This window comes from Cellulomonas pasadenensis (assembly GCF_047229365.1).
GTDB lineage: Bacteria > Actinomycetota > Actinomycetes > Actinomycetales > Cellulomonadaceae > Cellulomonas.
In genome coordinates, this window is record NZ_JBFTEP010000037.1 from 1 (window position 1) to 13,801 (window position 13,801).

The 13,801-nt window shown below is 78.2% G+C and carries 15 protein-coding genes; 4 read left to right on the forward strand and 11 right to left on the reverse strand.

Annotated elements, in window-relative coordinates:
* Both AB6N23_RS07385 and AB6N23_RS07390 read left to right on the forward strand, forming a co-directional pair.
* Positions 1-354: Rieske (2Fe-2S) protein (locus AB6N23_RS07385; protein WP_412865441.1), on the forward strand; the 354-nt coding region annotated here is incomplete at its 5' end.
* Positions 347-775: a hypothetical protein gene (locus AB6N23_RS07390; protein WP_412865442.1), complete on the forward strand. Its 429-nt coding sequence runs from the start codon at positions 347-349 to the stop codon at positions 773-775. The genes AB6N23_RS07385 and AB6N23_RS07390, both read left to right, overlap by 8 nt.
* Positions 776-795: 20 nt before the next feature.
* Here AB6N23_RS07390 and AB6N23_RS07395 read toward each other — a convergent pair whose 3' ends face one another.
* The 4 genes from AB6N23_RS07395 to hisC all read right to left on the reverse strand — a co-directional run bounded on the left by AB6N23_RS07395 (position 796) and on the right by hisC (position 5,830).
* Positions 796-2,361 (reverse strand): dihydrolipoamide acetyltransferase family protein, encoded by a 1,566-nt coding sequence (locus tag AB6N23_RS07395; RefSeq protein WP_412865443.1) that lies wholly within the window; start codon positions 2,359-2,361, stop codon positions 796-798.
* Positions 2,362-2,387: 26 nt separating this feature from the next.
* Positions 2,388-3,467, reverse strand: coding sequence for an alpha-ketoacid dehydrogenase subunit beta (locus AB6N23_RS07400; RefSeq protein ID WP_412865444.1), 1,080 nt, complete (start codon positions 3,465-3,467; stop codon positions 2,388-2,390).
* The gene (gene pdhA, locus AB6N23_RS07405; RefSeq protein ID WP_412865445.1) at positions 3,464-4,609 is read right to left on the reverse strand and encodes a pyruvate dehydrogenase (acetyl-transferring) E1 component subunit alpha; all 1,146 of its coding nucleotides are present in this window, start codon (positions 4,607-4,609) and stop codon (positions 3,464-3,466) included. Before pdhA ends, AB6N23_RS07400 begins: the two co-directional genes overlap by 4 nt.
* Before the next feature lie 153 nt (positions 4,610-4,762).
* Complete coding sequence (gene hisC, locus AB6N23_RS07410) at positions 4,763-5,830, reverse strand: histidinol-phosphate transaminase (protein ID WP_412865447.1); 1,068 nt, start codon at positions 5,828-5,830, stop codon at positions 4,763-4,765.
* 41 nt (positions 5,831-5,871) lie between these two features.
* On the opposite strand from hisC, the gene AB6N23_RS07415 reads away from it, so the two are divergent.
* Positions 5,872-6,246 (forward strand): phage holin family protein, encoded by a 375-nt coding sequence (locus tag AB6N23_RS07415; RefSeq protein WP_412865448.1) that lies wholly within the window; start codon positions 5,872-5,874, stop codon positions 6,244-6,246.
* Here AB6N23_RS07415 and AB6N23_RS07420 read toward each other — a convergent pair.
* From AB6N23_RS07420 to AB6N23_RS07450, 7 genes are all read right to left on the reverse strand, one after another.
* Positions 6,230-7,912: an alpha/beta hydrolase family protein gene (locus AB6N23_RS07420; RefSeq protein WP_412865449.1), complete on the reverse strand. Its 1,683-nt coding sequence runs from the start codon at positions 7,910-7,912 to the stop codon at positions 6,230-6,232. The two genes, AB6N23_RS07415 and AB6N23_RS07420, sit on opposite strands and share 17 nt — an antisense overlap.
* Entirely contained in the window at positions 7,909-8,169 is a 261-nt protein-coding gene (locus AB6N23_RS07425; protein WP_412865450.1) for a hypothetical protein, read from the reverse strand. Before AB6N23_RS07425 ends, AB6N23_RS07420 begins: the two co-directional genes overlap by 4 nt.
* Before the next feature lie 200 nt (positions 8,170-8,369).
* Positions 8,370-9,047: a hypothetical protein gene (locus AB6N23_RS07430; RefSeq protein WP_412865451.1), complete on the reverse strand. Its 678-nt coding sequence runs from the start codon at positions 9,045-9,047 to the stop codon at positions 8,370-8,372.
* Entirely contained in the window at positions 9,044-10,363 is a 1,320-nt protein-coding gene (locus AB6N23_RS07435; protein ID WP_412865452.1) for a DUF58 domain-containing protein, read from the reverse strand. The genes AB6N23_RS07430 and AB6N23_RS07435 overlap by 4 nt, the downstream gene beginning before the upstream one ends.
* Entirely contained in the window at positions 10,360-11,352 is a 993-nt protein-coding gene (locus tag AB6N23_RS07440) for an AAA family ATPase (protein WP_412865453.1), read from the reverse strand. The genes AB6N23_RS07435 and AB6N23_RS07440 overlap by 4 nt, the downstream gene beginning before the upstream one ends.
* Positions 11,349-11,906 carry a hypothetical protein gene (locus tag AB6N23_RS07445; protein WP_412865454.1) on the reverse strand — a complete coding sequence of 186 codons (558 nt, stop codon included), beginning with the start codon at positions 11,904-11,906 and terminating at the stop codon, positions 11,349-11,351. The genes AB6N23_RS07440 and AB6N23_RS07445 overlap by 4 nt, the downstream gene beginning before the upstream one ends.
* Positions 11,903-12,739, reverse strand: a complete 837-nt coding sequence (locus tag AB6N23_RS07450; protein WP_412865455.1) for a DUF4129 domain-containing protein — start codon at positions 12,737-12,739, stop codon at positions 11,903-11,905. Before AB6N23_RS07450 ends, AB6N23_RS07445 begins: the two co-directional genes overlap by 4 nt.
* Positions 12,740-12,933: 194 nt before the next feature.
* On the opposite strand from AB6N23_RS07450, the gene AB6N23_RS07455 reads away from it, so the two are divergent.
* On the forward strand, positions 12,934-13,788 hold the full coding sequence (locus tag AB6N23_RS07455; protein ID WP_412865456.1) for a DUF2243 domain-containing protein: 855 nt from the start codon (positions 12,934-12,936) through the stop codon (positions 13,786-13,788).
* Positions 13,789-13,801 lie beyond the last annotated feature (13 nt).

Below are 13,801 nucleotides of genomic sequence, written 5' to 3' on the forward strand. Positions count from 1 at the left end.
GCCCCGGACGGCGGTCCCGACGACGGCGCGGCCGGCGGCGGGTCCTCCGGCGGCGCGGACGGCGCGCTCGCCTCGGTGGACGACGTGCCGGTCGGCGGCGCCCTGTCGGTCGAGGGTCCCGGCGGCACGCCGGTGCTGCTGACGCAGCCGACCGAGGGGACGATCGTCGGATTGTCGGCGGTCTGCACGCACCAGGGCTGCACGGTCGTCCCCGGCGACGACGCGCTCGAGTGCCCGTGCCACCGCTCGGTGTTCACGCTCGAGGGCGAGCCGGTGTCCGGGCCGGCGACGGAGCCGCTGCCGCCGTTCGCGGTGACCGTCGGCGACGACGGCCGGATCGTCGCCGGTGCCTGAGCGCGCCGCGGACGGCGTGCCGCCGACGCCGGCGCGGGCGGGTGCGCGCCGGCCGGTCGCGTGGGTGCCGCGCGTGCTCGCGGCCGCCGCGGTCGCCGTGTCGGGCGTCGTGCACCTGTACCTGTGGCGGCTGGGCTACTTCGAGGGCATGTGGCTGCGGCCGCTGTTCCTCGTGCAGGGCGTCGGCGGCGTGGTGCTGGCCGCGCTCCTGCTGGTGTGGCGCGGCGCGTGGCCGCTGGTCGGCGCGGTCGCGTACGGCGCGGCGACCCTCGGCGGCTTCGTCGTCGCGACGACGCCCGTCGGCCTCGGCGGCGTGCGGGCACGCTGGGAGGGCTGGCCGGAGTGGGTCTCGGCGGCGACGGAGCTGCTCGCGATCGCCGCCGGCCTCTGGGCCCTCACCGCCGAGCGCCGCCGCCCCTGACGCGCGGGCTCAGCCTGGGCTCAGCCCCAGACCAGGGCCTGGGCCGGGTCGGCCAGGACCGCCGCCACGTCGGCGAGGACGCGCGCGCCGAGCTCGCCGTCGACGAGCCGGTGGTCGAAGCTCAGCGCCAGCTGCGTGACGTGCCGCGGCTTCACCTTGCCCTTGTGCACCCACGGCTGCTGCCGGATCGCGCCGAAGGCCAGTATCGCCGCCTCGCCCGGGTTGAGGATCGGCGTGCCGGTGTCGATGCCGAACACCCCGACGTTCGTGATGGTGATCGTCCCGTCGGACATGTCGCCGGGTGACGTGCGGCCGGCGCGGGCGGTCGCCGTCAGCTCGCCGAGCCCGCGCGCGAGCCCGAGCAGGTCGAGCCGGTGCGCGTCCTTGATGTTCGGCACGACGAGCCCGCGGGGCGTCGCCGCCGCGATCCCGAGGTTCACGTAGTGCTTGTAGACGATCTCCTGCGCGGCGTCGTCCCAGGACGCGTTGACCTCCGGGTGCCGGTCGACCGCGAGCAGCAGCGCCTTCGCGGCGATCAGCAGCGGCGTCACGCGCACGTCGGCGAACTCGCGGTCGCCGCGCAGCCGCTCGACGAGCTTCATCGTCCGCGTCACGTCGACCGTGTGGAAGACGGTGACGTGCGGGGCGGTGAACGCGCTCGACACCATCGCCTCGGCCGTGCGCTTGCGCACCGACCGGACGGGCACGCGGGTCTGCCGGGCGTCGGGCGTGACGGAGCCGCTGGCGAGCCACGGCTGGTCGTCGCCCGGGTAGGTGGCGAGGGTGCGGGCCTCGGCGCGCGCGGAGTGCGCGAGCACGTCCTCGCGCGTGACGATGCCGCCGGGGCCGGTCGCGTGCACGCCGTCGAGGTCGACGCCGAGGTCGCGCGCGAGCTTGCGCACGGGCGGCTTCGCGAGCGCGTGCCGGCGCACGGCCGTGTCGGTGGCCGTGGTGGTCGCGGGGGCCTCGCGCGTGCCCGCGGCGGGAGGCGTCGGGGCGGGAGGCGTCGGGGCGGGGTCCATGGGGGTGGACGAGGTCGCAGGCCCGGCCGGACGCGCAGCACCACCCCCGGGTGCGGCGGCGGTGCGCGACCGGCGGCGCGACCCGCCGTCGGCGACGCCGTAGCCGACGAGCACGGCGCCCGAGCCCTCGTCCGCGGGTGCGCCGCCGGCCGGTGCCGTCGTGCGCTCCTCCCGCGCCGCACCGACCTCGTCGGCGCCGCCGGGCTCCTCCGACGACCGGCTCGGGTGCGGGTGCTGCGCGCGGGGCCCGCCGTGGCCGGCGCCCGGCGCGGCGTCGCCCGAGCCGGCGCCCGTCGGGCTCGCCGGCGCGGCGCCGCCCGGGTCGGTGTCGACCTCGATGATCGGCGTCCCGACCTCGACGGTCGCGCCCTCCTCGACGAGGATCCGCGTGACCACGCCGGTCCACGGCGACGGCAGGTCGACGAGCGACTTCGCGGTCTCGATCTCCACGATCGTCTGGTTGACCTCGACCGCGTCGCCGACGGCGACGTGCCACGTGACGATGTCCGCCTCGGTGAGGCCCTCGCCCGCGTCGGGCAGGGGGAACTGCTGGTACGTCGGCACCGGTGCTCCTGTGTGCGGTGGGGCGCTCAGAACGCGAGCGCGCGGTCGACGGCGTCGAGCAGCCGGTCCAGGCCGGGCAGGTAGTCGTGCTCGACCTTCGCCACCGGGTACGGCGCGTGGAACCCGCCGACGCGCAGCACGGGGGCCTCGAGGTGGAAGAAGCAGGCCTCGGTGATGCGCGCGGCGACCTCGGCGCCCGTGCCGTAGAGCACGGGGGCCTCGTGGACGACGACGCAGCGGCCCGTGCGCGCGACGGACGCGGCGACGGTGTCGGTGTCGAGCGGCGACAGCGTGCGCAGGTCGATCACCTCGAGGCTGCGGCCCTCGGCGGCGGCGGCCTCGGCGGCCCTCAGCGCGGTCGCGACCGTGGGGCCGTAGGCGACCACGGTCACGTCGGTGCCGGGCCGCACGACGCGCGCGTGGTCGAGGTCGGCACCCGCCGGGGCACCGTGCGCGGCGGGCAGGGCCGCGTCGAGGTCGACGTCGCCCTTCTCCCAGTAGCGGCCCTTGGGCTCGAGGAAGATGACGGGGTCGGGCGAGGCGATGGCCTGCTGGATCATCGTGAAGCCCTCGGCCGGCGTCGACGGGGACACGACGCGCAGGCCGGCGGTGTGCGCGAACAGCACCTCGGGCGACTCGCTGTGGTGCTCCACGGCGCCGATGCCGCCGCCGAACGGGATGCGGATGACGACGGGCAGGCGCAGGCGGCCCTGCGAGCGGTAGTGCATCTTCGCGAGCTGCGTCGTGATCTGGTCGAACGCGGGGAACACGAACCCGTCGAACTGGATCTCGCACACCGGGCGGTACCCGCGCAGCGCGAGGCCGATCGCCGTGCCGACGATGCCGGACTCGGCGAGGGGCGTGTCGACGACGCGGTCGCCGCCGAACTCGGCGTGCAGGCCGTCGGTGACGCGGAAGACGCCGCCGAGCGGGCCGATGTCCTCGCCCATGAGCAGGACCTTCGGGTCGTTCGCCAGGGCGCGGCGCAGGCCGAGGTTGATCGCCTTCGCGAACGGCAGGCGCTGGGTCCCCGTCGGGAAGGGGGGCACCGGGGGCGCCGCCGGGGCGCTGGTGCTGGTGCTGGTGCGCTCGCTCGTGACCGTCATCGGTGCCCCCCTGCCTCGGTGCCGTCGTGCTGGGCGTAGGACTGCTCGTACTCGGTGAACCACGCGCGCTCGGCGTCCACCACGGAGTGCGGCGTCGCGTACACGTGGGCGAACATGCTCTCGCTGCTCGGGCGGCCCATCCCGCGCACGGTCGTGCGGATGTGCTCGCCGAACGCGTCGGCCTCGCCGGCGAGCTCGGCCTGGAAGACCTCCGGCAGCTCGCCGGTCGCCTGCAGGTGGCGGCGCAGGCGGTCGACCGGGTCGCGGCGCCGCCAGTGCTCCTCCTGCTCGCGCGGGCGGTAGCGGGTCGGGTCGTCCGACGTCGTGTGCGCGCCCATGCGGTAGGTGAACGCCTCGACGAACGTCGGCCCGCCGCCGCTGCGCGCGCGCTCGAGCGCCTGGCGCGTCACGGCGTAGGTGGCGACGACGTCGTTGCCGTCCACCCGCACGGACGGGATGCCGAACCCGGGCGCGCGGTCGGCGAGCGGCACGCGGGCCTGCTTCGTCGTCGGCTCGGAGATGGCCCACTGGTTGTTCTGGCAGAACAGGACGACGGGGGCCTGGTTGACCGAGGCGAACACGAGCGCCTCGCTGACGTCGCCCTGCGCCGTCGCTCCGTCGCCGAAGTACGTGACGACGGCCGTGTCGCGCGTCGGGTCGCCCGTGCCGACGAGGCCGTCGCGCTGCACACCCATCGCGTAGCCGGTCGCGTGCAGCGTGTGCGAGCCGATGACCAGCGTGAACAGGTGGAAGTTGTGGTCGGCCGGGTCCCAGCCGCCGTGGTCGACGCCGCGGAACAGGCGGAGCAGGTCGGTCATCTCGAGGCCGCGGGCCTGCGCGACGCCGTGCTCGCGGTAGCTGGGGAAGACGTGGTCCTGCGGGGCGAGCGCGTGGCCGGAGCCGGTCTGCGCGGCCTCCTGGCCGAGGCACTGCGCGTACAGCGCGAGCTCGCCCTGGCGCTGCAGCGACGTCGCCTCGGTGTCGAAGCGGCGGGTGAGCACCATGTCGCGGTACATCGCGCGGAGCCGGTCGGGGGTGAGGTCGGCGGCCCACGCGTCGTACTCGGGGTGGGCCACGCGCTCGCCCGCGGGCGTGAGCAGCTGGACGAGACCGTCGTCGGTCAGGGGTCCGGTCGGGCTCACGGGCCCTCCTTCGCCTCGGGGACTGCGAACCTACGTCAGCGTAGGCTACGGAACCGTAGGTTCGGAGGGGAGGCGCCGACAAGGGTCCGCCGCACCGTTTGTCGGATCCCCACACCGGTCCCTCGGCGCCGCGGGAGACCGCCGCGGCGGGCGTCAGCGCGGGGCGTGCTCCGCGGCGACCTCGAGGAAGAGGTCGGTCGCCTCCTTCTCCCCCACGCTCACGCGGACGCCGTCGCCCGCGAACGGGCGGACCAGGACACCGGCGCGCGTGCACCGGTCCGCGAAGGTGACCGCGTGGTCGCCGAGCGGCAGCCAGACGAAGTTCGCCTGCGAGTCCGGCACCGTCCACCCCTGCGCGCGCAGCGCCTCGAGCACGCGCGCGCGCTCGACCACGAGGGCGTCGACGCGGGCCAGGAGCTCGCCCTCCGCGCGCAGCGAGGCCAGCGCGGCCAGCTGCGCGACGTGCGAGACGCCGAACGGCGTGGACGCCGCGCGGATGCCCGTCGCGAGGCGCGGGCGCGCCACCGCGTACCCGACGCGCAGGCCGGCGAGCCCGTACGCCTTGGAGAACGTGCGCAGCACCACGACGTTCGGGTGCTCGGCGAACAGCGCGAGCGCGTCCGGCGCCTGCGGGTCGCGGACGAACTCGACGTACGCCTCGTCCAGCACGACGAGCACGTCGCGGGGCACTGCCGCGAGGAACGCGCGCAGCTCGTCGTCGCGGACCGCGGGGCCCGTCGGGTTGTTGGGCGTGCACACCAGCACGACCTTGGTGCGCTTGGTGACGGCGGCCGCCATGGCCGGCAGGTCGAGCCGCCCGTCGGCACCGACCGGCACCCGGACGCCGTGCGCGTGGGCCAGCTCGATCGCGATCGGGTACGCCTCGAACGAGCGCCACGGCAGGACGACCTCGTCGCCCGCCTCGCAGACCGCCGTCAGCACGTGCCCCAGCACTGCGACCGACCCGGTCCCCGCGACGACGGACTCCTGCGCCACCCCGAGCCGCTCGGCCAGCGTCGCGGTCAGCTCGGTCGCGTACATGTCCGGGTACCGGTTGACGTCGACCGCGGCGTCCGCGATCGCCGCCACCACCGACGGCAGCGGCGGGTACGGGTTCTCGTTCGACGACAGCTTGTACGCCGCCGCACCCACGGGCACGCGCGCGCCCGGGACGTACGCGGGCAGGTCGGCGAGGGCCTTGCGGAGGGGGACGCGACTCACCCGCCCAGCATGCCACCGGCCCGCGGTGGCAGGATCGCCGCATGGGATTCGTCGTGCGCGTCCTCATCAACGGTGTCGCGATCTGGCTCGCGACCCTCCTGCTGCCGGGCCTCGAGGTCCTCGGCGGCGGCTCCACGGCGGGCCGGATCGGTGTGATCCTGCTCGTGGCGCTCGTGTTCGGCCTGGTCAACGCGATCGTGAAGCCGATCGTCGCCCTGATCTCGCTGCCGCTGTACATCCTCACGCTCGGCCTGTTCACGCTCGTCGTGAACGCGCTCATGCTCATGCTCACCGCGTGGATCACCGAGCGCGCCGACTGGGGGCTGCGCGTCGACAACTTCGGCACCGCCGTGGTCGGGGCGCTCATCGTGTCCGTCGTCAGCGTCGTGCTCTCAGCGGTCACGAAGCGCGACTGACGTCGGCCGGCGCGGGCAGCGCCGGCGGAGCGAGCAGGGGCGGCGGGGCGAGCAGGGGCGGCGGTCCGAGCACGCGTGCCGGTCCGAGCACGGGTGGCGGTCCCAGCACGGCTGCGCGGCCGGGCGCGGGTGCCGGTCCGAGCGCGGGCACGGGCGCCGGGGCCGGTCCCGGCACGAGCGGTGCCGGTGCCGGCGTCGTCGCCACCCACTGCGTCGTCGTCGCACGCCCGCCGGACGCCCCGCCGAGCACGTCCGCGAGCGCACGCCGCACCCGGTCGTGCACCGGGGCGTCGGCGAGCGCCAGGTCCGCCGCCTGCGCCGTGCGCACGTACCCGTGCACGCCGTGCGCGGCGAACGGCACCTCCGGCCGGCTCCGGCCGTCGACGACCACGAGGTCCGCGCCGCCGCGGCGGGTGTCGGGCTCGCCGTCGAGCGACGGGACGCCGTCCTTGTCGTCGACGAGCGCGACGTGCGCGACACCCGGGGGCAGGGCCCGCGGCACGTCGGGCGAGCCGGCGGTGACGACGGCGCGCACCGCGTAGGTGCCGGTGGCCGCGACGGTCGCCGCGACCATGCCGCCCTGCGAGTGCCCGACCAGCAGCACCGGCTCGTCACGCCCGACGCCCGCACCGGCCATCGCGGCGAGCACCGCCTGCGACATCGCGTCCGGCTGGCCCGCGACCAGGTGCGCGTTCGTGCCGTTGTGCGTCGGCGACCGGCCGGTCAGGCCGGCGGACTGCGTGCCGGGGACCGCCACGACCCACGACGCCGTGCCGTCCGCCCGCGGGAGGCGCTGCACCGTGATCGTGGCCTGCGGGACGTCGGTCCGGCCGTGCCCGTACGACGCCACGACGAGGTCGACGGCGTCGCCGAGGTCGCGGACGCGGCGGTGCAGGAGCGGCCCCACGAGGGGCACCACGACGGGTGGACGCGCCGGGAACCAGCCCCCGGCCAGGCCCGCCAGGTCGTGCACCGGCCGCCCGCCGCGCAGCCACGGCGGCAGGCCGGCGGCGAGCGCGCCCGCCAGGAACGCGACGGCGTCCGCCGTGCCGGGGCCGTCGAGCAGGCGCGCCGGCACGGACCGCAGCCCCTCGAGCGTCGCCTCGACCGGCGGCCGGCCGCCCTGCGTGCGCAGCAGCACGTGGCGGACCCAGTCCCGCAGCACCTGGTCGAGCACCCACACGGTGCCGGTCGACAGCAGCAGCGGCACCGCGGCGGGCCCGGCCGCGGCGACCACCCCGCCGGCGACGCCGAGCCCGGACCGCGCCGCCCGGGCGGCGCCGGACTCCGCGCCCGCATAGGTCTGCGCGGCGCGCAGCAGGCCGTCGGCGAGCGTGCGGAGGTCGTCCGCCAGCCGGTGCGGCGCGTACCAGGCCGTGCGCACGTCCCGCAGCGCGTGGTCGAGGGCGGCCGTCTCCGGCGAGCCCGGCAGCGTCGCGACCTCGTAGGTCGCGGTCGCGAGGTCCGTCGCGGCGCCGTCGAGCCGCTCGGCGGCGGCCCGCAACCGCGCCGCTGCGGCGGCCAGGCCGTCCGGGTCCACGGCGGTGGTGCCGGTCGATGTGACGTGGACGACCGTGCCGTCGGCGCGCGGGAGCACCGTGCCGTCGGCGCGCGAGAACCCCGTGCCGTCGGCGCGCGAGAACCCCGTGCCGTCGGCGCGCGTCACCGCGCACCGCCCGGGTACGCGCGCGTGACGTCGCGGCACACCGCCGCCTCGCGCGCCGCGACGACGTACGCGCCGACGTCGTCGAGCGCCGCCGTGGCGGCCCGCACGGCGTGCTCGAGGTCCTCGCGGCGGTGTGCCGCGGCATCGGCCGCGGGGCCCCGCCACCACAGGTCGTCGAGGACCGCGAGAGCGGTGCGGGTCGCGTCGACGTCCGCACGCGCCGCGTCGACGAGCGCCTGGATGCGCGAGGTGGCCATGCCGCGACGCTAGGCGGGCGCCGGCCCCGCGCGGCCGTTGGGCGGTCGCCCCTGCGGACGGCAGCGACCGGACGCGGGGCTGTGGTCGGGCGGACGCACGGCGTGGCACGTCGACCGTCCGGCGCACGCACGGCGTGGCACCGCAGTCGTCCGGCGTCCCGGCGCGACGCGCAGCCGACCCCCGTCGCGGCGCCGGCGCCTCAGTCCGTCGCCACCTCCCGGCGCCACCACGGCTCCTCGGGGCGCACCAGCACCACGGCCGCCACGAGCGCGGCGGCGACCGCACCGGCGACCCGCCACACGTCCCCGCCCGTGGCACCGCCCGCGACGGCCGTCGCGACGAGCGCCAGCACCTGCGCCCCCGCCTGCGCGACGAGCGCCGCCGGTGCGGCGTCGCGCAGCACCGCGAGCTCGACGCGCGTGCGCCACCCGGTCCGCGCCGCGAGCGCCGTCAGCCACAGCAGCGCGTGCAGCAGCAGCACGAGCGACGCGAGCCGCCAGGCCTCCGGCGGCCCGACGACGAGCACGCGCGCGCCGACGCCGAGCACGAGCAGCGCCGCAGCGGGCGACCACGGCCACACCGCCGGCGCGACGCCCACGAGCGCGAGGAGCATCACCCCGGCGCCCACCGCGGCCTCCGCCTCGGGGCCCGCCCCGACGTCCGGCTCCGCCGCACCGGGACCGCCCAGCGCGACCAGCACGGCGACGACGCCGACGGCCGCGAGCACGCCGCGCAGCACGACGGCGTGCACGGCGGGGCCGGTGCGCACCACCACGTGCGGTGCGGTCGGGCGCGCGTCGGCGCCGGGACGCCGCAGGGCGACGACCCGGCGCACCCGGTCGGCGGCACGCCGCACCTGCTCGAGCGCGGCCGTCACGCCGGCACCCCCGCACCCGGCCGGCGCTGCGCCCGCCGCGCGAGGGTCTGCAGCGCGACGGCCGGCGCCTCGCGCCACGTGACGAGCTCGACGTCGTGGTCGGCCATCGCCGCCAGCCGGTCGGCGCGCGCGACCTGCACGATGCGCAGCGCGAGGTGCTCGCGGGCGCCCAGGTGCGCGGTCCGGACGTGCGGCAGCACGTCGACCGCCACGACCCGGTGCCCCGCACGCCGCCACTGCTCGGCGACGACGGCCGCCTCGTCGTCGAGGAACGTGGAGAACAGCACGACGAGGGCGCCCGACGGCACGCGCGGGGGACGCAGCCGCGTGGCCGGCTCGCCCTCCGGGTGCGTGAGGGCGAGCGCGTGGCGGATCCGGTCGAGCTGGCGGCGACCGCCACCGGGCGGCAGCGGCCGGCGGCGCACGCCGAGGTCGTCGAGCCCGACGCGGTCACCGCGGTCGAGGAACGCGCGCGCGACGGCCGACGCGGCCTGCCGGGCACGGTCGAGCGACGTCGCGTCCTGGGGGCGCGGGGGCTGCGAGCCACGCCACGTGACCGGGTCGGGGCCGACGTCGTCGCGGCTGTCGACCACGAGCACGACGACGGCCTCGGCGAGCGCGTGCTCGCGGCGCACCCACAGCTCGCGCAGGTCCGGGGCGCGGCGGGCGGTGACGCGCCAGTCGATGCGGCGGAGCCGGTCACCCGGGGCCCACGGGTGGACGTCGCGCAGGTCGCCGCCCTCGCCGGGACGCGGTGACGGGTGCGCGCCCGTGAGCCCGCGGAGGCGGGGCGGCAGGGGGACGTCGGGCAGCGCACCGGCGGGCGGGAGGACGACCGTGCGCCGCGTGACGGGCCGGGTGGGGTCGGCGACGCTCGCGGCACCGGGGCCGACGCCCTGCACGTGCGCGGTCGCGACCTCCTGCGGCCCGGTCCGCACGGTCCGGGTCTCCACCGGCAGCCGCCGGGTGCCGCGGACCGCGACCAGGACGTCCGTCACCGGCCGGTCGTGCCGCAGCACGTCGACGCTCGCGGCCACCGCGCCCGGCGGCACCGCCACGACGAGCGTGCCGGTGAGGCGGCCCGCAGCCGGGTCGTCGTCCTCGCCCGGCGCCAGCGTCGCGCGCACGGGCCCCGCGGGGCGGCGCAGCAGGTGCCACGCCGCCGCGACGAGCGGCCCCGCGCCGAGCACGGCGGCATCGGGCCGGCCGGCGAACGCCCCTACGAGCAGCAGCACGACGCACGCCGCGACCCCCAGCGCCACCGACGTCACGGGCGTCCAGCGCGCCCCGCCCGCCGGCCCCGACGACGACGTCATGCGCGGCGCGCGGTCGTCGGCCCCGGCACCTGCGCGAGGACCTCCTGCACGACCGCCTGCGGCGCGAGGCCCGACGCCCAGGCCTGCGGGGTCAGCGACAGGCGGTGCGCGAGCGCCGGCACGGCCACCGCCTTGACGTCCTCGGGCGTGACGAAGTCCCGGCCGTCGAGCACGGCGAGCGAGCGGGCGACGAGCACGAGCGCCTGCGACCCGCGCGGCGACGCGCCCACCTCGACGGCCCGGTGCGCACGCGTGGCCGCGGCCAGGTCGACGCAGTACGTGAGCACGTCCGGGTCCACGGTGACGGCCTCGACGCCGGCCTGCATCGCCACGAGCGTCGGCGCGTCGACGACCCGGCCGACCGACGCCTGCTCCTGCCGCCGCTCGAGGCGCCGCGCGAGCACGTCGACCTCCGCGTCGCGCCCGGGGTACCCGACGGCCAGGCGCACCATGAACCGGTCGAGCTGCGCCTCGGGCAGCGGGTACGTGCCCTCGTACTCGACCGGGTTGGACGTCGCGACCACGTGGAACGGGTCCGGCAGCGGGTGCGTGCGCCCGTCCACGCTGACCTGCCGCTCGGCCATCGCCTCCAGCAGCGCGGACTGCGTCTTGGGCGGCGTCCGGTTGATCTCGTCCGCCAGCAGCAGGCCGGCGAACACGGGACCGGGCCGGAACTCGAAGGTCGCCGTCGCCGGGTCGAAGACGCTCGACCCCGTGACGTCCGACGGCAGCAGGTCGGGCGTGCACTGCACGCGCCGGAAGTCGAGCCCGAGCGCGGTGGCGAGGCTGCGTGCGGCGAGGGTCTTGCCGAGCCCGGGGACGTCCTCGAAGAGCACGTGCCCGCCCGCGAGCACGGCGGCGAGCGCGAGCCGCAGCGGCTCGCGCATGCCGACGACGACCGTCGCGACCTCGTCGAGGACGGCGCGCCCGCGCGCGCTGACGTCCGCGACGGTGAGCGCCGGCGCGGTGGCGGTGGGGGCGTCGGTCATGCGTCGGTCCTCCGAGGGTGGGGATCGGGGGCGAGGGCGCCGGCGGCCGCGTGCGGGACCGGCTCCGGGTCGGGACCCAGACGTTCGAGCGCCGACACGGTGTGCGCGACGTCGGACGCGGACGGCAGGGGGTGGGACGTGCGGGTGAGCGTGGCGCGGGCACGGGCGCCCAGCAGGCGCTCCACCTCGGGCAGCGCGTCGGGGTCGGCGAGGTCGACGCCGTGGCGTGCCAGGCGGCCCGCGGCCACCGCGCGCACGCGCCGCAGCACCCGCTCGCCGGCGCGCCCGTCACGGCCCACCATCGTCCACGCGAGCTCCAGCACCTCGCCCCGGGTGCCGTCGCGGGCGGCGGCCCGGTGCCGCTCACGCACCGGCTCCGGGGTCAGGTCGACGCGCTCGACGACGGCGGTCAGGGCGGCGGCGCCCAGCGCGACGACCAGCGCGGACGCCGGGTCCAGCGCGAGCGCGAAGAGAACCACCGCCGTCCCCACCAGCACGAGCGCGGGCCGCTTCAGACGGGCGCCCAGCAGGCGCAGGACGCGTGCGGCGGTCACGGCGTCTCCTCGCCGCGAGGCGGCCGCGCCGCGCCGGCGGCACCGGCATCGGCGTCCGCCCGCCGCGCCAGCCCCGTCCCGACGACGTCGAGCAGCTCGCGCGCGCGCCGCACGTCGGCGGCCGTGACGGGGTGCGCCCCGAACCGCGCGGTCAGGTACAGGGCGAGCAGCGCCCGCGTGGCGTCGGGGTCGGCGCGCGTGCGGTCGAGGACGTCGAGCGTGAACTCCGTCGCCGTCTGGGCGCGCTCACGCACCACGCCGGTCGACGCGGCCGCCTCCTCGACGGCGACCCACGCCGCGACGACGGCGTCCCCCGGCGGCACGTCGTCGGCCAGCGCGCGCGACGCGGACCGCACGCCCGCGCGCATCGCGGCGACCACCTGCATGTCCCCCACGTCGGCCGCGGTGCCCGGCGCGTCGGCGTCCCCGGGCGGCGGCGGCGTCCACCACCGGCGGCGGCGCAGCCACCGCACGACGAGCGCCAGCACGGCGGTGACGGCGAGCACGACCAGCACCACGGTGACAGTGCGCAGCCACGCGGGCGGGTCGCCGGGCTCGACGACCGGCCGGTCGACGCCGACCGGCGGCAGGGACGGCGCGGGCGGCGCCGAGAAGGTCGGCAGCTCCGGCGGCTCGGCCTGCCGGCCGGCGAGCTCCACGGGCCCCGCGAGCGCGCCCGCCAGCACGGCGAGCGCGACGAGGACGGCCGCGAGCACAGTGAGGACGACGGCCCGGTCGCGCGCGGACGCCGCGGCGCGGTCGGGACCGGCGGGTGCCGCGGGACGGGCAGGGGGCGGCGTGTCCGGTCGCGGCGTGCGCTGCGTCGTCGGCACCGGCCTCCCCCTCGTCGTCGGTGCGGGCGCGGCCAGGCTAGTGGGCGCGCGCGGTCGCCGGGGGCTCGTCCACAGGTGCCTCGGCCGTCCGGGCGACCGCCGGCGCAGGTCCGCCCGGCGCGCACGGACCGCCAGCCGTCTCGACGCGCACGTCCGCACCGTCCGGGGTAGGCAGGGCCGTGGGGAGGGAGCACATGACGGAGGCACGGGACGGGACGGGCGAGCGCGGGCGGTCGGTCGGCGCGGCGGCGCTGGTCGGCGTCGGGCTCATGGCGGCGGTGGACGAGATCGTCTTCCACCAGCTCCTGGGCTGGCACCACTTCTACGACCGCTCGACGCCCGACGTCGCGCTGCTCTCGGACGGCCTGCTGCACGCCGCGGAGCTGGTCGTGCTGGTCGCCGGGGCGTTCCTGCTCGCCGACCTCGTGCGCCGCCGTGCGCTCGTGCCGGTCGCCGCGTGGGCGGGCGGGCTGCTGGGCGCGGGCGGGTTCCAGCTCGTCGACGGGCTCGTCAACCACAAGGTGCTGCGCCTGCACCAGGTGCGGTACGACGTCGACCTGCTGCCGTACGACCTGGCGTGGAACGGGTTCGCCGTCGCGCTGCTGGTGGCCGGGCTGGTGCTGCTGCTGCGGTCGCGGCGCGGCGCGGCGGGGGGCGACCCGGCGGGGGTCGACGGCGGGACGGGCGACGGGACGCGGGCCCGGGGTGACGCGCACGCGGCAGCCGGGCGCGCAGCGGCCGGGCGGGACGCGGGCGGCCGACGCGCGGCGGGTGCGCACGCCGCCGAGGAGCCCGCCCCGGGAACCGGCCGGACGCACGCCGCCGAGCGGCCCGCACGGCCGGCGGTGCGCGCACGGGTCGACGAGCCGCCGTCCACACCGCCCCGCGGCCGGCGCCGCGCGCCGGGCCCGGCCACCGGCGCGCTGCCGCTCGTGCCGCCGAGGACACCCGAGGCAGCCGAGGCACCCGAGGCGCTCGGGTCGCCCGCCGACGCCCCGCGGCGACGCCGCGACGACCGCCCGTCCGGCCGGCGGGCCGCGGACCCGTGAGCGCCCCCGGACG